This window comes from Stieleria tagensis (assembly GCF_024129865.1).
Taxonomy (GTDB): domain Bacteria; phylum Planctomycetota; class Planctomycetia; order Pirellulales; family Pirellulaceae; genus Stieleria; species Stieleria tagensis.
The window spans coordinates 1-16,581 of the sequence record NZ_JAMYFE010000129.1; the positions used below are offsets into that span (position 1 = coordinate 1).

Annotated in this window: 11 protein-coding genes; 5 read left to right on the forward strand and 6 right to left on the reverse strand. The window is 58.2% G+C overall.

Annotated features, from left to right (window positions below; all coding sequences use genetic code 11):
* Nucleotides 1-607: 607 nt before the first annotated feature.
* The 3 genes from ruvA to cysS all read right to left on the reverse strand — a co-directional run bounded on the left by ruvA (nucleotide 608) and on the right by cysS (nucleotide 3,442).
* Nucleotides 608-1,237, reverse strand: a complete 630-nt coding sequence (ruvA, locus tag NHH03_RS25595; protein ID WP_253161148.1) for a Holliday junction branch migration protein RuvA — start codon at nucleotides 1,235-1,237, stop codon at nucleotides 608-610.
* Nucleotides 1,238-1,313: 76 nt separating this feature from the next.
* On the reverse strand, nucleotides 1,314-1,856 hold the full coding sequence (gene ruvC / locus NHH03_RS25600) for a crossover junction endodeoxyribonuclease RuvC (RefSeq protein WP_390895633.1): 543 nt from the start codon (nucleotides 1,854-1,856) through the stop codon (nucleotides 1,314-1,316).
* A complete protein-coding gene (gene cysS, locus NHH03_RS25605; protein WP_253161153.1) occupies nucleotides 1,853-3,442 on the reverse strand; it encodes a cysteine--tRNA ligase in 1,590 nt (529 codons plus the stop codon). The genes ruvC and cysS overlap by 4 nt, the downstream gene beginning before the upstream one ends.
* Nucleotides 3,443-3,965: 523 nt before the next feature.
* On the opposite strand from cysS, the gene ppdK reads away from it, so the two are divergent.
* Nucleotides 3,966-6,605 carry a pyruvate, phosphate dikinase gene (ppdK, locus tag NHH03_RS25610; protein ID WP_253161137.1) on the forward strand — a complete coding sequence of 880 codons (2,640 nt, stop codon included), beginning with the start codon at nucleotides 3,966-3,968 and terminating at the stop codon, nucleotides 6,603-6,605.
* Between the two features lie 734 nt (nucleotides 6,606-7,339).
* On the opposite strand, the gene NHH03_RS25615 is transcribed toward ppdK, so the two are convergent.
* The 3 genes from NHH03_RS25615 to NHH03_RS25625 all read right to left on the reverse strand — a co-directional run bounded on the left by NHH03_RS25615 (nucleotide 7,340) and on the right by NHH03_RS25625 (nucleotide 10,720).
* A complete protein-coding gene (locus tag NHH03_RS25615) occupies nucleotides 7,340-8,761 on the reverse strand; it encodes a phytoene desaturase family protein (protein ID WP_253161139.1) in 1,422 nt (473 codons plus the stop codon).
* Nucleotides 8,758-9,018 (reverse strand): acyl carrier protein, encoded by a 261-nt coding sequence (locus NHH03_RS25620; RefSeq protein ID WP_253161141.1) that lies wholly within the window; start codon nucleotides 9,016-9,018, stop codon nucleotides 8,758-8,760. Before NHH03_RS25620 ends, NHH03_RS25615 begins: the two co-directional genes overlap by 4 nt.
* A gap of 442 nt (nucleotides 9,019-9,460) precedes the next feature.
* A complete protein-coding gene (locus tag NHH03_RS25625) occupies nucleotides 9,461-10,720 on the reverse strand; it encodes a beta-ketoacyl-[acyl-carrier-protein] synthase family protein (RefSeq protein ID WP_253161155.1) in 1,260 nt (419 codons plus the stop codon).
* A 126-nt stretch (nucleotides 10,721-10,846) separates the two neighbouring features.
* Between NHH03_RS25625 and NHH03_RS25630 the strand changes: the two genes are divergently transcribed.
* From NHH03_RS25630 to NHH03_RS25645, 4 genes are all read left to right on the forward strand, one after another.
* Nucleotides 10,847-12,952 (forward strand): prenyltransferase/squalene oxidase repeat-containing protein, encoded by a 2,106-nt coding sequence (locus NHH03_RS25630; protein ID WP_253161143.1) that lies wholly within the window; start codon nucleotides 10,847-10,849, stop codon nucleotides 12,950-12,952.
* Nucleotides 12,953-13,157: 205 nt separating this feature from the next.
* On the forward strand, nucleotides 13,158-14,930 hold the full coding sequence (locus NHH03_RS25635) for a DUF116 domain-containing protein (RefSeq protein WP_253161157.1): 1,773 nt from the start codon (nucleotides 13,158-13,160) through the stop codon (nucleotides 14,928-14,930).
* Between the two features lie 59 nt (nucleotides 14,931-14,989).
* Nucleotides 14,990-15,556, forward strand: a complete 567-nt coding sequence (locus NHH03_RS25640) for a hypothetical protein (RefSeq protein ID WP_253161145.1) — start codon at nucleotides 14,990-14,992, stop codon at nucleotides 15,554-15,556.
* Nucleotides 15,557-15,635: 79 nt separating this feature from the next.
* A complete protein-coding gene (locus NHH03_RS25645) occupies nucleotides 15,636-16,415 on the forward strand; it encodes a tetratricopeptide repeat protein (protein ID WP_253161147.1) in 780 nt (259 codons plus the stop codon).
* Nucleotides 16,416-16,581: the final 166 nt, after the last annotated feature.

Consider the following 16,581-nt stretch of genomic DNA (forward strand, 5'->3'; position numbering starts at 1 on the left):
GTGGCCGTTCCAGCTACGGTGGGATGGAACGTAGCTGATCCCGCCAGGGTTCAGTTGGTCTGGTGTGCGTGCGGTGGAGGAGATCTGAACCGTGGCCGGTCCAGCTACGGAGGGAAGGAACGTCGCTGATCCCGCCAGGGTTCAGTCGGCCTGATGTGCGTGCGTTGGAGGAGATCTGAACCGTGGCCGGTCCAGCTACGGTGGGAAGGAACGTAGCTGATCACGCCAGGGTTCAGTTGGTCTGGTGTGCGTGCGATGAAGGAGATCTGAACCGTGGCCGGTCCAGCTACGGAGGGAAGGAACGTCGCTGATCCCGCCAGGGTTCAGTCGGCCTGATGTGCGTGCGTTGGAGGAGATCTGAACCGTGGCCGGTCCAGCTACGGTGGGAAGGAACGTCGCTGATCCCGCCAGGGTTCAGTCGGTCTGGTGCGCGTGCGATGAAGGAGATCTGAACCGTGGCCGTTCCAGCTACGGTGGGATGGAACGTAGCTGATCCCGCCAGGGTTCAGTCGGTCTGGTGTGCGTGCGATGGAGGAGATCTGAACCGTGGCCGGTCCAGCTATGGTGGGAAGGAACGTGTCGGGGCTCGCGGATGCTGCGAAAATCGTTAGCTGGATTTTTGGTAGATCGCGGTCAGCAACGACTCGGTGTCTTTGAATTTCTTCTTGCCTGCGATCGCTTCGTCGATCAGTCGTCGCGCGTCGGCTTCGCTGTGACCGAGTGTGATCAGCGCGTCGAACGTTTCGCTGACGACTTGGTTGGCCAGTGAATCCGTTTCGCCGGCCGGTGTGACCTGGTCGACCATCAGTGCGAAACGCGGCATCTTGCGACGCAATTTGGCAATGATTCGTTCGCTGGTCGCCGGCCCGACCCCTGGCAGGGCCGATAGGCCTTTGGCGTCTTGTTGTTCGATCATCACGGCCAGTTCTTTGACCGGACGCACCATCGCTCGCAGTGCTTTCTTGACACCCACTCCATCAACGCTGCAGAACAGGTCAAAGAATTGTCGCTCGGGTTCGGTGGCGAATCCGACCAGTCGCGGTGTCAGCCGACCGCCGCCTTGCGCATTGCCTTCGATATAGTCCATTGTGTGCAACTTGATGTCCTGACCGAGTTGCGTTTGCAATTGTCGACGGGTGTAGTCGCCGACCAGGACTTCGTATTCGAACGGTGCGGATTCGATCACGATCGATGATTCGGTGACGTGGGTTAGTTTTCCGGCAATGGTCAGGATCACGAATCGTTTCCAGGCAAAGAAGGGGTCAATGGAGCAGGTGACGTCGCTGTTGGGGCAAGCCATCCGCAGTTGGAAATCAGGCTAGCAGCGGGTTGTGACTGAGATGGAATCCGCAAATCGCAATCGCCAGCGCATCGGCGATGTCGGCCGGCTCGGGGACCTCGTGCAATTTCAGTTGCAGTTTGACGGCCAGCTGCATTTGGCTTTTGGGGGCATGTCCGTTGCCGGTCATGACCTTTTTCACTCGGGTCGGTTCAAAGCTTTTGACGGGAACGCCAGCGGACCCGGCGGCCAGGCAGATGACGCCGCGGGCGTGGCCCATCAGGATCGCAGTGGTGGGCCGCGAATAATGGGTAAACAGTTGTTCGATGGCCATAAAATCGGGACGATGCTGTTGCAGGATCTCCGTCATGCCGGTGTGGATTTCCAACAACTTGTCTTCGATCGCTGCTTTGGCTTTGCTACGAACGATCCCGGCTTCGATCAACTGGAATTGCCCTTTCTGGACACGGATCACACCGTATCCGCTGGTGTTCAATCCGGGATCGATGCCCAGAATCGTGACCGGCGGCTGGTTTGCTGCGGCGCCGCCCAGCTTGACCGCCGCGGTGGGATTCATGAGGTCAATTCCCAACTGGTGCCTTCTTTTTTGTCCAGCAGCGAGACGCCCAGTTCGCCCAGGCGGTCGCGGATCGCATCGCCGGTGGCGTAGTCCTTGCGCTCGCGGGCTTCTTTGCGAAGATCGATCAGCAGGTGGATCGTTTTGTCCAGCAGGGCTTGGGAGTCATCGTCGCCTCCGCCGGCGATCGGTGGTTTGACGAACAGCCCCAGCACGTTGGTCAGTTCTTTCAGGGTTCGCAGTGCGGAGACCAGCGAAACAACGCTGGGCGAATCGACATCGGCTCCGGCGGCCAGTGCGTTTTCGTCGATGAATCGATTCAGCAATCGCAGCCAGTCGAACAAGGTGCTGATCGCCAACCCGGAGTTAAAATCATCGTCCATCGCGGTCAAGAATTTTTCCCGCAGCTGCTGGGCTTGTTGCAGCAGTTGATCGTCTCCCGGATCAAAGTCACCTTCGCTGCGAGTTCGGGCGGGATTCAAATCCGAGTCGTCGTAGAACGATCGTCCACTGATTTCTTCACAGCGGTCAAACAATCGATAGAAACCGTCGAGTGCCGTACCGGCCTCTTCCAAGCCTTCTTCGCTATAAACGATCGTGCTGCGATAGTGAGTCCGCAGCAGGAAGAATCGGATGCGGGTGCCGGTGTGCCGGCGGATCAAACTGCTCAGACCGCCGTCGCCTTTGGAGCGACTGATTTTTCCCGCGGCGGCTTGGTCAGCATCGGCGATGTCATCGGCGGTTTCGCTCTCGCGATCGCTTTTGCCGCCCACCTTGCCTTTGGCGGGAGCCCGCATCAGTCCGTTGTGCATCCAGTACTTGACCATCGGGGCGTCATGGCAGCAGCCGCTTTGTGCCAGTTCGTTTTCGTGGTGGGGGAACAGCAGATCCAATCCGCCACCGTGGATATCAAACGTGTCGCCCAAGATTTGGTGACTCATCGCCGAGCATTCGATGTGCCAGCCGGGGCGTCCGGCGCCCCAGGGGCTGTCCCAGGAAATCTCGCCAGGCTTGGCGGATTTCCAGAGTGCAAAATCGCCGGCCGAACGCTTCTTGGCCGCCGCGCCGCCGCCTTCGCCCTGTTGGTCATCCAGGTTGCGGTTAGACAGTTGACCGTAGTTGGGGTCTTTGACCACGTCAAAAAACACATCGCCATCGACTTCGTAAGCGTGATCTTTTTCGATCAGCTGCTCGATGAATTCGATGATGTGCGTCATGTGATCGGTCGCCCGCGGCATGTAATCGATCTGGTTGACGCCCAATTCTCGCAAATTGGCCAAGTAGTCCGCGGTCATTTCGGTTGCGATTTGCGAGACCGGGATGCCGCGTTCCTTGCTCTTGTTGATCAACTTGTCATCGACATCGGTGATGTTGACGACCCAAGTGACATCGTACCCGCAGTACCGCAGGTAGCGTTTGACGGTGTCGAAAATCACCGGTCCGACCATGTGGCCGATGTGGGATTCCGCGTAAACGGTGGGTCCACACAGGTAGATCCCGACCGCTGGCGGCGCGATCGGCTGGAACGGCTCTTTCGTTTTGGAAAGGGTGTTGTAAACGCGAAGTTGGCTGGCGGGGTGAGTCACGGTGGTCAAAGGGCGGTAGTTGAGTGACGATGCGTGTACGGTTGCTGAATGAAGATGGGAATTGTAGGGATGTACCGCAGACAAGCCGAGCCCGATTTGGGGTCTGTCCCCGGGCGATTTGATTCGTCAGGGATTTTCGGATTTGTGCGGCAACTTGTGCACCATTTGTGAGCTAACGTTCAGCGATTCACGGATCCGAAAGACCTGAGTCGGCGAGTTGGCTGATGATCGATTGGTCCAAAATGGGCGTCTTTGCCCGGTTTTGGAGCCCCCTTGTGCGACCTCCTCATTGACCAAACCGGTTGTCGCAAATAGATTTAGGCCCGCTCGGCGGGACCAGGTGATTGAATCGGGCGACTATGGCGACTTCCCTGATCGGGAACTCGCGGCTTCACCATGCCGAGCCAAACGCCCCCGATTCCATCCGGATGTCTACTAATTTCCTCCGAGTTTTGCGGCAATCGCCTCCGATTTCCGCCGCGCACTCACGCCCCTTCTGAGACGGTTTCGATAGAGAACAACCATGGCGAACAAGATGGTCTATTACTTCGGTAAAACAAAAACCGAAGGCAAAGGCAAACCCAAAAATCTGCTCGGCGGTAAAGGATTGAACCTAGCCGAGATGACTTCGATCGGCCTGCCGGTCCCTCCCGGATTCACAATCACCACCGAGGTCTGCGATCAATACGTCAAAGGCGGCGAGAAACTGCCCGAGGGGTTGATGGACGAGGTCGGAAAAGCCGTCAAAAAGCTAGAGAAAGAGCTTTCCAAGAAATTCGGTGACGATTCGAATCCGTTGCTGGTCAGCGTTCGCTCGGGTGCCGCGGTCAGCATGCCCGGCATGATGAACACGATTCTGAACCTGGGGCTCAACGACACCGCAGTGGAAGGTTTGGCCAAGGCCACCAAGAACGAACGGTTTGCCTACGACGCCTATCGTCGTTTGATCAACATGTTCGGCGACGTGGTGGTGGGCATGGACCATCACCAGTTCGAAAAAGCATTCGACAAGATTAAAAAGAAGTACAAGGTCGACGACGACACCGAGGTCCCCGCCGAAGGGCTGAAAGAGTTGTGCGAAGCCTACAAGGCCGTCTTCAAAGAGCACACCGGCCACGAATTCCCTCAGGATCCAGTGACCCAACTGGAATTGGCTATCAAAGCCGTTTTCGGTTCCTGGAACACCGAACGTGCGGTCAAGTACCGCGAGATCGAAGGCATTCGCAACCTGCTCGGTACCGCCGTCAACGTGCAGTCGATGGTCTATGGAAACATGGGCGATGATTCCGGCACCGGCGTGGCGTTCACCCGCAATCCGAACACCGGCGAAAACAAGTTCTACGGCGAATTCCTGATCAATGCTCAGGGTGAAGACGTCGTGGCTGGGATCCGCACCCCGCAACCCGTTGCGGAAATGCCCAAGTGGAATCGTGCGATCCACAAAGAATTGCTGGATATCAAAAAGACACTCGAAAACCACTATGCAGAAATGCAGGACATCGAGTTCACGATCGAACGTGGCACACTGTACATGCTGCAAACACGGTCCGGAAAACGAACCGGGATCGCCGCGGTCAAGATCGCTTGTGACTTGGTCAAAGAAGGCCTGATCGACGAAAAAGAAGCGGTGATGCGGGTTCCCCCGAATGCGCTGACCCAATTGCTGTTGCCCAGTTTCAAGACCACCGCGCGGAACGCCGCCGAAGTCTTGTGCAAAGGTATCAATGCGTCGCCCGGTGCTGCTGTCGGCATGATGGTGTTCACCGCCGAAGAAGCTCGCGAGCGGAAAGACGCTGGCGAAGACGTGATCCTGGTTCGCCGCGAAACCAGCCCCGAAGACGTCGACGGCATGAGTGCCGCCGTCGGCATTTTGACCAGCACCGGTGGGGCGACCAGCCACGCCGCTGTGGTCGCTCGCGGGTGGGGCAAGTGTTGTGTCGCCGGTGCCGGTGACGTTCACATCGACGAAAAAGGCAAGAAGATCAAGGTCAACGGAAAGACCTACAACGGCAAAGTGATGATCAGCCTGGATGGAACCACCGGCGAAGTCATGCTGGGTGCTGTGGAAACACAGGAACCCAAGTTGTCTGGCGACTTCTCGAAATTGATGAAGTGGGCCGACCAGTTTCGCACGATGAATGTTCGCACCAACGCCGATTCGCCGGCCGATAGCAAGCGTGCTCGTGACTTTGGTGCCGAAGGCATCGGACTGTGCCGTACCGAGCACATGTTCTTTGAACCCGATCGCATCATCCACATGCGTGCGATGATCTTGGCCGAAGACGAAGACAAACGTCGTGAATCGCTGAAGAAATTGCTGCCGTTCCAACGCAAAGATTTCGAAGGCATCTTCAAAGCCATGGACGGACTGAGCGTGACGATTCGCTTGCTGGATCCGCCGTTGCACGAATTCCTGCCGCACGAAGCCGGCGCGCAAAAGGAAATGGCCGCTCAGTTGGGTGTGAAACCCGCCGACATCAAGAAACGCAATGAAGCGCTTCATGAAGCCAACCCGATGCTCGGCCACCGCGGTTGCCGTTTGAGCATCACCTATCCCGAAATCCTGGAAATGCAGGTTCGGGCGATCACCGAAGCGGCCATCAACTGTGCCGGCAAGAAGATCAAGGCATTGCCGGAAATCATGATTCCGCTCGTCGGAACTTACAAGGAATTGGCGCTGTTGCGAAAGAAGGTCGAAGAGACCATCGCGGCGACCGTCGAAGCCAAGAAGTTCGAGGGCGATCTGAATATCTCCATCGGTACCATGATCGAAATCCCACGGGCTTGCCTGACGGCTGATGAAGTCGCCGAGTACGCGGACTTCTTCAGCTTTGGCACCAATGACCTGACCCAAATGACATTCGGCTACAGCCGTGATGATGTCGGTGGGTTCTTGCCCGATTACTTGGAGCAAGAAATCCTGGAAGTCGATCCGTTCCAAGCGCTCGACCAAACCGGTGTCGGCCAACTGGTCGAAATGGGTGTCCAGAAAGGTCGTTCGACCAAGCCCGATTTGAAAGTCGGTATTTGTGGCGAACACGGCGGCGAGCCCAGTTCGGTTGAATTCTGCCACCGTGCCGGATTGAACTACGTCAGCTGCAGCCCGTTCCGCGTGCCAATCGCACGTTTGGCTGCTGCTCAAGCAGCGATCAAAAACAGCTAGTTCGAATCGAACCTGCTAGCGTTTCGCAAACACTGCCGGCCCATCCGCCGGCAGTGTTTTTTAATAGGCCCGGTGCAACCTGGCGGAGATCGAGTTGCAGGTAGCGCCAGGTTTCACCTGGCCTACTCTACTGCCTATCGGCCCATCCGCTGTCGGTGTTTCTTAGTAGGCCAGGTGCAACCTGGCGGGGATCCAATTGCAGGCAGCGCCAGGTTTCACCTGGCCTACTCTACTGCCTGTCGGCCCATCCGCTGTCGGTGTTTTTTAGTAGGCCCGGTGCAACCTGGCGGGGATCGAATTGCAGGCAGCGCCAGGTTTCACCTGGCCTACTCTACTGCCTATCGGCCCATCCGCTGTCGGTGTTTTTTAATAAACCCAATACAACCTGGCGGGGATCGAATTGCAGGCAGCGCCAGGTTTCACCTGGCCTACTCTACTGCCTATCGGCCCATCCGCTGTCAGTGTTTTTTAGTAGGCCAGGTGCAACCTGGCGGAGATCGAGTTGCAGTCAGCGCCAGGTTTCACCTGGACTACTCTACTGCCTGTCGGCCCATCCGCCGGCAGTGTTTATTAGTAGGCCCGGTGCAACCTGGCGTGGATCGAATCGCAGTCAGCGCCAGGTTTCACCTGGCCTACTCTACTGCCTGTCGGCCCATCCGCCGGCAGTGTTTTTTAGTAGGCCAGGTGCAACCTGGCGGGGATCGAATTGCAGCCAGCGCCAGGTTTCACCTGGCCTACTGGACTTGCAGGCAGTGGCGGTTGGCCATGCTGATGCCGCTGACGATTGCGCCGACAATGCCCACGAATCCTTGGTCGGTGCCGCACAGAAAGACATTGGGCAAATGCGTGGTGCCATCCAGTTGCTTTTGCGGCGCCCCATAGACGGCGCCGTTGTCATGCCAGGTGAAACGGCGGATGGTTTTGGGGGTGAACACGTCGGTGTCGACCACATAGCGGCGAAAGTCCGGCATGAACCGGACCGACGAAGCCACGGCGGCTTCATATTGCCGTACTTTTTCGGCTTGGTATTTGTCGTCCGGCAGCGCACACCAGCGGTCGTGGTTGGCCAGCGTGGTGATCCGTACGACCCCGTCGGGCAACTCGCCTTCATCGCCGTCATAGATGTAGTTGTTTGGCGAACAGATCACACCGGTGCGAGCGTCGCACAGTGAGTGTTCCGGACGGCTCCAATGAAACGATTCGCTGTCGTTGTAGAACACGATCGTGCGGTCAAATCCAAACGACTGCGGCATCCGATCGAGCACCGAAATCGATTCGATGAACGACAGTTTTCCGGCCCGCGCCACGTCGACTTCGGTGATGTCGTCGCACATCCGCATGGTTTCCACGTTGCCGGCTGAGGACAGGATGCGTGTACCGGTCAATTCGGTGCCGTCGTCCAAAACGACGCCGACCGCGCGGCCGTTGTCGACATGGATCTTTGCCACGCCGCTACGGAGTTTCAGTTCGCCGCCGAGCCCACGAAATTTGCGGACCAGGTTTTTCAGGATCATGCGGACGCCTTTAAAGGGCCGCCCAAAACCCTCTAGGTAACAGGCCCGGAACATGATGCAGAACTGGCCAAAGTCCATGTCGTTCTCGCGGGCGTTGCCGTACCACATCAGCGGGCACAGCAACATTTCGATCAGCAGCGGTTCGCTGATGTGTTCGGCCATCACCTCGCGGGCCGAGCGCATGAACCGCTGGTCGCCGCCGTCCATGTCGGAATAGTCCAGCAGCGAATCGCACAACGAGCGAAAGCCGTCGATCTGGCCGGGAAACCGCTGTTCGATCTCGGTTTCCAACAGTTCAATGTCGTTGGTGAAGTCCAGCGAGACACCGGGGAATCGGATCGAGGAACCGATTTGTTCGGCCAGTTTGAAGTCGTCCCAGCGGAACCGCAGTTGGCGAATCAATTTGGCCAGCGGGCCTTTTTTATCGCCGCGTTTGGCGAAGTTGGTCATCGCGTGCAGACCGACGTCGTAGTCGCGGCCGCCCATGCGGTAAAACGAGTTCAGTCCGCCGATCGTGTAGTGCCGTTCGAGAATGCAAACACGTTGATCGAAGTGTGCCAAGCGTATTCCGGCGGCCAAGCCGCTCATCCCGGCACCGATGATGATTGTGTCGTAATGATCGCTGGCGTTGGACTCGGTCACGACTTCACAATGTCACGCATTTTGGGCTCCAGATACTCCACCGTGGATCCCATGCTGGCGAGTGCCCCGTAGTCTTCTTCGGGGATCTGGACGCGGTATCGCTTGCGCAATTCCATCACAATGTCCAAGAAATCCATGCTGTCCAATTCCAGCTGGTCGCGGAATGGCACGTCATCTTTCAAACCATCCAGATCTTCGTCCGGCGAGATGTCTTCAAGGATGTCCAGGATTTCGTCGCGGATTTCAGCGGGCGTCATTGCTATCTGGGGTCAAAGAAAGGCGGTGATCGTGGGTGGGAACTACCAAGCCTTGAATCTTAGCGGCAAACGCTCAGATGTCGAAGTGGCCGAAATCCCGGATTCTGTGGATTCGACGGCTTTCTTCCGACGAACGCCATTCTGCCGAGGGAGGGGATTAATCCAGCAAACCTCTGTTTTACGGTTTGAGGTTGCGCTTTGGCGTGGGGCATTGGTTTTTGGTAATCCGACGCGCCAGCGAGGGATCCCGTTTATGCCCTGAATCCCTCGCTCACGCGTTTAGAAGCCAGCGCTAAACTGACGTTTCAACTCAAAAGGATCGGCAAATCGCGACTTCGATCTGTTCACTCTCCCGCGGGGGAGGTCGTGCAGCTTCGCGCGTGCTACCCATTTGGAACCCCGGGTGAACTACAACAGTTCTGCGGTTGGCGCGCGCGCGCCCTTAGACCCTGCCGATGATGACGACGGAATTGATCCCCAGCATGCCGAAAGAGTTGTTCAGGATGTAGTCGACTTTGCGGTTCTCCTGGGCTTCGTTCAATACCAACCCGGGCAACCGGCAGCTCTCGTCCAGGGTGTCGACGTTGATCGTCGGGTGCACGACCGAGTCACGGAACGCGGGCAGGTTGCCGGCCAATTCCAGTGCTCCGGCGGCCCCCATGGCGTGCCCGATGTAGCTTTTGGTGTTGTTGATGCGAACGTTTTCGCACTCGCCAAACACCTCGCGCAGCGCCAGGCATTCCTGGGAATCACCACTGGAGGTGCCCGTTGCGTGTGTGCTGACCAAATCGATTTGGTCGGCATGCAAACCGGCTCGATCGAGCGCCATGTTCACGCATTGGGCCTGCCGTTCGGGGTTGGGCAGCACAAAATCGGTGGCGTCGGTGTTCATCGCATAACCGACCAGTTCGCCGTAGATTTCGGCGCCACGTCGCTTGGCATCGCTCAGCCGTTCCAGCGTGTACAGGCAACCGCCTTCGGCGACCACGATCCCACTGCGATCGACGTCAAACGGCCGCGAGGCTTTGGTCGGGTCGTCGTGGCTGGCCAATGCGTTCTGGCTGTTAAAACTGGCAAAAATCCCAAACGTGTGGATGCTTTCACTGGTGCCACCGGCGATCGCCAAATCACATTCGTTCAGGCGAAGCATTTGGGCGCCTTGAATGATCCCCGCATTGCCCGCCGCACAGGCGGCTCCGATGGTGTAGTGGGGGCCGGTGATCCCCATGTTCAACGCGATTTCGCCGGCCGGATTGTTGGCGACGGTCCGTGGATTGTGGTGATGCGACCAGCAACTGGTGTCGTAATCGAAACCTTTGATCACATAGATCTCGTTTTCCGTTTCCACGTTTCCGTGTTCGGTGACTCCGACATAGATCCCGACGCGTGACTTGTCGACGTTTTCCCAATCCAAACCGGAATGTTTGACCGCTTCGTTGGCGGTGTAAACGCCGACGCTGCCGGCTCGAGTGCCGCGGCGGACATCTTTTTTGGATTGATAACGCAGCGCGTCGAAATCACAGATGCCGGCCAGCGTTTTGCCAAAGTAACGGATCTCGTACGGTTGCACGCCGCTACGATTTTCCAGCAAGGCCTGGCGATAGGAATCCCAGTCATTGCCATTGGGTGACGTCAGACCGATCCCGGTGATGACGATGCGCTGGTCGTCGGGCAATTCAGAAGCGCGATTTGGAGCTATCAATTTATTTGTATTATCAGAATCAGGGTCCGCCAGGTCTGGCAACTTCAGCGAACGAGCGTACCAGTTGGGAAATAACCGATCAATGGTCGCCTGATCAACGCTTGGCATCCTCGCTAGACTGCAACGATGTCACTGATTCCCCCCACCCGACCGATTGAACAAGTCCGGCAGCGCTGTCGCCAGACGCTGGATCAAGTCCGCGGTGAATTATTAGACGCCAGGCATCCCCAAGGCCACTGGACGGGGCGATTGGCGTCATCGGCGCTCAGCACCGCCACGGCCGTTAGCGCGATGGCGGCTGTGTTGGTCAGCGAGTCTCGCGGCGGTGTGACGGGGACAAGCGGTGGCACTGCGGCACAGCCGGCCGACCCGGGGCAGCTGCGGCCGTTGGTTCGCAGCGGCATGCAATACCTGGCCGGTCAACAGAATGCAGACGGCGGATTTGGTGACACCGATCGCAGCCATTCGAACATTGCCACCAGCTACTTAGTGGCCGCCGCGTCGGCGTTGGCGTTGGCGGTCGGCGAAACCCCGCTGAGTGACGATTCGCTGGACCGATTGAACCGTTATTTGGACAGCGCCGGGCGATTGGAGGGGCTGCGAGAGCGGTACGGCACGGACAAAACGTTCGTGGTCCCGATCATGAATAACATGGCCATCGCCGGTTTGATTTCTTGGGACGATGTCGCGGCACTGCCGTTTGAAGCGGCGATCTTTCCGCAATCGATGTACCGGTTTTTGCAGATGCCGGTGGTCAGCTATGCGATCCCGGCATTGGTCGCGATCGGCCAAGCACGACACTTTTTGGGGCGTCGGGCATTCTGGCCTCTGCGGCAGATCCGTGCACGGTGCATTGCGCGGACACTTGGGGTTTTGGACAGCATGCAACCCGAGAGTGGTGGCTATCTGGAAGCGACTCCGTTGACCGCGTTTGTGGTGATGAGTTTGGCGGCGACCGATCGCTGCGGGCTGGCCGTGGTGCAAAATGGCCTGCGTTTTCTAAAGTCATCGATGCTGCCCGATGGCAGTTGGCCCATCGACACCAATTTGGCGACTTGGGTGACATCGCTTTCGATACACGCCTTGGCCGCGGATCCGGACGATGACGGCCGCTGGTATAGCGACGCCCTGGCCCGCTGGCACTTGGATTGCCAACACAAACGGCGGCATCCCTTTACCGGTGCCGAACCCGGCGGTTGGGGCTGGACCGATCTGTCCGGTGCGGTTCCAGACAGTGACGACACACCGGCCGCCATCTTGGCGATTGAGCAAATGAAGCCTTTCGCCTCGCGGGAACTCAAGCGCGAAATGAATGTCGCATCCCAAGCCGGCATCGGTTGGTTGTTGAAATTGCAGAATCGCAACGGTGGCTGGCCGACGTTTTGCCGTGGCTGGGGGAAATTGCCGTTCGATCGTAGCAGCACCGATCTGACCGCCCACGCGATTCGCGCGATGGTTGCAACCGAAAGTAACGCAGAAAACAGTACCGCCCCCAGCCGAGCTGTGGCGCGGGGGCGTCAATTTTTGCGCAACCAGCAGAATGCGGACGGTTCCTGGATGCCGCTGTGGTTCGGCAATCAAGATCGCTCGGACGAATCGAATCCGGTCTATGGGACGGCCAAAGTGCTGATGGCCGCTGAAACGTTGCCCAACAATTCTTTGGACGCGTCTGCTGAATCGGCGATCGAATTCCTGATGGGTTGCCAAAACAGCGACGGTGGTTGGGGGGGCGGTGTTTCGCTGGCCGAAAAAATTGCCCCGGTCGATGGTGTGCGAGCGGGAAAAACGCCGCCGGAGATCGCGGGAATTGCTGCCGAATGCCCACCGGGGCTGGTCAGCAGCGTGGAGGAGACGGCGCTGGCGGTCGAGGCGTTGGCGGCATGCTTGCGACGCAATCGGGGGGGCGGATTGCCGGATCCCCTAGAATCCCAGACTGGCCGGTACGATTCGCCGCCGGGCGGGTTAACACAAGCGGAGGCGGATCCACAATCAATTCATGCCGCCGCTGGGAACGAACCCCTCCTGGCGTCTATACTACGCGGAGTCGATTTTCTGTCGCATGCGGTGGAGGATCGCCGCCACCGGATCGCTTGGCCGATCGGGTTTTATTTTGCCAAGCTCTGGTATCACGAAGCCCTCTACCCATTGATATTCACCGCCGCGGCACTGGGAACGTTTCTCCGTGCCACCGACGCGAACCATGACGATGAACGGTCTGAATCACTGAATTAGAATTCGGTCCCCTGTATTTCATCATCCCGCCCACCCGTCTCGCCTCGAGGTAATCGGTTTGTCGACCGGATTTAGCTCTTCCGATACCACACCAAATCAAACTGTTTCGGACACGTCTGGGAAGTCGCCCGCGGACTCCGGCGTGGTGACGCGTAGTAAACGTCGCAAGACCAGCCATTTGAAAGAGGTCCCCGAGACGCTGGAAATGCGTGAGAGTCTGCGCGCCCGGTGCCAACAGGTCGCCGACCGGCTGGACCGCAGCGTGCCGATGACCAAGGACGAACTGGAACAGATCTCTCGCCGAATGCTGGAGGAAGCCGATCTGCCAGAATCCTATTTGGGATGGGTGATGGTGATGATCAGCACCTCGTTTTGGCGTCATGCCCTGGAAGGCGTTCCGCCAGAACGACGTTTGTTCTTATTGCCGCACTGTCTGAAACACGCCGAAGGCTGCCCGGCCGAATACGACGAGTTCGGCATGAACTGCAAAGAATGCGGTGCTTGCAGCATCGCTGACTTTCGCGGGCTGGCCGAAGAAATGGGCTACCGCGTGTTGGTCGCCGAAGGGTCTCCCGTCGTGCTGAAGATCATCGTCGGCGGCTATGTCGATGCGGTCATCGGTGTGGCCTGTTTGAACGTGCTGGAAAAAGCGATCGACAAGGTCTTGTTGGCCGGGATTCCCTGCATGGCAGTGCCGTTGCTGAGCAGTGATTGCCGCAACACCAAAGTCGATGAGCCGTGGGTCGACCAGATGATTCGCACGCCGTACAAACCCGCCAAACAAGAAACCCGCAGCTATGTCCACCTGATGCGGGCCGCCGGCGATCTGTTGACTTCCGAAACACTCGATCGCGTTGCCCCTCGATTGCGTAGCAACGGGATCCTTGGCAGCGGTGAATTGAGCGCCGAATCAGTCGCCGGGATGGATGCAATCGCAGCCACCGAACACATCGCTTTTGATTTCTTGACCCGCGGCGGCAAACACTCGCGCCCGTTCATTACGATGGCGGCCTATGACGCGATGACCGGCGGCGAATGCACCGGCAGCGATGCGGCGATGGCATTGGAAAAATTGCCGCCCGCGGTTCGCCGCGCAGCACTCAGCATCGAAACCTTTCACAAAGCCAGCTTGGTTCACGACGACATCGAAGATGACGACGCGTTTCGCTACGGCCAGCCGTCGTTGCACAAAACCTTTGGCGTTCCCACGGCGATCAACGTCGGCGACTACCTGGTCGGAATGGGGTACCGATTGATCAGTGACCGATCTGCGATGGGCGGTGCATCGCCGGCGGCGCAGATCGACGTGCTGGATTGTCTGGCCGCCGCACACACGCGACTGGGCGAAGGCCAAGGCGCCGAACTGCTGTGGCGTGACGGCACCGACCGGCGGTTAACGCCCCTGGATGCGTTGAAGATCTATTCCTTGAAAACGTCTCCGGCGTTCGAAGCCGCCTTGTTCAGTGGCGTGCGTCTGGGTTGCGACGATGATGCCGAAGGCGATGCCAGCGGCAGCGCGGCCGCCTATCGCGACGCGATTCGAACGTTCAGCCGCAACCTGGGCGTGGCGTTCCAGATTCTCAATGACCTGGGTGACTTTGCCGGCGACGACGACAACAAACTGTCCGCCGGTGGGGATGTGTTTGGTGGACGACCAACGTTGTTGTGGGCGCTTGCACTGGAATCGCTCGACGCAGCCGGACAAGCCGAACTGTTGTCGCTGGCTGATTCGGAGTGTTCGCTCAGTGACTCGGCACGTTTGGCGGCGGTTCGTCGGTTGTACGAAAAAGCCGGTGTGTTTGAGACCGCGTTTCGACTGGTCGATAAACACCAACAGCGGGCCGAACAGGTAGCCGATCAGCTAGAACCCGAAGCACTGCGCCGCTTGCTGTACTTCCTAGTGGATACCGTATTGGAACGCCCCGAAATCAGTTCCCCAAAAATCGTCTCGTTGGGCGCCGTCGCAGCAGTTGTCTAGGTTTGATTGTCGCTCGATCCGAATTTCCGTTTCATCCCGTTTCTCCTGCGAGCAAGTAGATGGTTGCTGGGCTTTCCAGAGATGACGCCGACGTCAAAATCGAAACTTTGTTGGCGGAGTTTTATGATCCCGCGACGGGATTCGATGAATTGGGACGTTGCCAATCAGCAACCGATCTGCCGTCGCCCTACTCGGAATTGCTGGATCACAACGCACACATGACCGTGACGGTGGAATCGCACCATGGTGACAAGGTGGATGTCGTGGTCCATCGCCATCATCGGCACACCGACGAAGACGGTGATTGGTACGTTCGCGAGATCACGTTGCAGACCCAGACCACCGGACAGGTCGTGCAGTACGGGATCGTGCGATTGAACGTCGCGGCGCTTGCGCCAGAGGTTTGGAAACGAATCGAATCCCGGCAAACACCGCTCGGTCGCGTGTTGATCGAGCACAACGTGTTGCGCGAAGTCCAGCTGTGCGAATTGTGGGAAATCCAAGCCGGTCCGGCACTGGCAGGTTTTCTAAAGACCGACGTCGGTGAAACACTCTACGGACGCACCGCATTGATCTACTGCGACGGCGAACCGGCGATCGAACTGTTGGAAGTTGTCGCCAAGTAGACGCCCAGTCGGCTGGGCTTGCTTTGATCCGAACAGTTGTTCACACCACAGGTCCGCAGTCACCCCATCGGTTGGAACCATGACGTTGATTCGAGCTGCAATTTTGCTGAGTGTTGTCTGGGTCACCACTTTGGTGTGTGAAGCCCAATCCGCTGCCGACACGACCGCTGCCGATCGTCGCGCACTGTCGACGGGGGCTCGGGATGCGTTGCGCCAGCAGGACTACAAAACCGCGGCGCGGTTGGCCGGTGAACTGGCCGATGCAGCGACCGATGACGAGGATCGGCTGAGTGCCGCCGACACCCTGCTCCGCTGCGGCGACGTCCGCCGCGCTACCGAATTGTTCGATCAATACATTGCCGCCCAACCGCGTTCCAAACCGTACCTTTGGCAGCGCGGGATCGCGCTGTATTTCGTCGGTCGCTATGCCGACGGGGCGCAGCAATTCGAAGTGCATCGCAAAGTCAATCCGCACGACGTCGAAAATGCGGCGTGGCACTATCTGTGTGTTGCCAAACAGGATTCAGCGGCCAAAGCGAAACAGCTGTTATTGCCTGCGCCCAGTGATCCCAGGCCGCCAATGGAAGAGGTGTTAGCGATGCTAAATAGTGGAGACATTCAGGCAGTGAAAGATCGTATGGCCTCCTTTTCCGCAGCCGATCCCGATGCCAAATCGGCGCAGTTTTATGGCGAATTCTATTTGGGATTGTATGCCGACGCGCAAGGCGACCAAGCGGCCGCCAAAAAACACCTGTCCGCCGCCGCTAAACATGCCCCCGCCAACTACATGGGCGACATCGCCAAAGTCTACGCTGATCATCTGAACGCAACGGAAGCCGCACCGGTAGCCATTAAATAGAGTTTGGAGATTCAAGGGCGGTGCGTTCCCGTAGCTGGACCGGCCACGGTTCAGATCTCCTCCACCGCACGCACATCAGGCCGACTGAACCCTGGTGGGATCAGCGACGTTCCATCCCACCGTAGCTGGACCGGCCACGGTTCAGATCTCCTCCACCGCACGCACA

What these genes read in the sequence shown, in the direction of transcription:
- NHH03_RS25640 (WP_253161145.1), top strand. Translation starts at nt 14,990, where the DNA reads ATGGTTGCTGGGCTTTCCAGAGATGACGCCGACGTCAAAATCGAAACT.
- ppdK (WP_253161137.1), top strand. Translation starts at nt 3,966, where the DNA reads ATGGCGAACAAGATGGTCTATTACTTCGGTAAAACAAAAACCGAAGGC.
- ruvC (WP_390895633.1), bottom strand. Translation starts at nt 1,856, where the DNA reads ATGAATCCCACCGCGGCGGTCAAGCTGGGCGGCGCCGCAGCAAACCAG.
- NHH03_RS25620 (WP_253161141.1), bottom strand. Translation starts at nt 9,018, where the DNA reads ATGACGCCCGCTGAAATCCGCGACGAAATCCTGGACATCCTTGAAGAC.
- NHH03_RS25645 (WP_253161147.1), top strand. Translation starts at nt 15,636, where the DNA reads ATGACGTTGATTCGAGCTGCAATTTTGCTGAGTGTTGTCTGGGTCACC.
- NHH03_RS25630 (WP_253161143.1), top strand. Translation starts at nt 10,847, where the DNA reads ATGTCACTGATTCCCCCCACCCGACCGATTGAACAAGTCCGGCAGCGC.
- NHH03_RS25635 (WP_253161157.1), top strand. Translation starts at nt 13,158, where the DNA reads ATGCGTGAGAGTCTGCGCGCCCGGTGCCAACAGGTCGCCGACCGGCTG.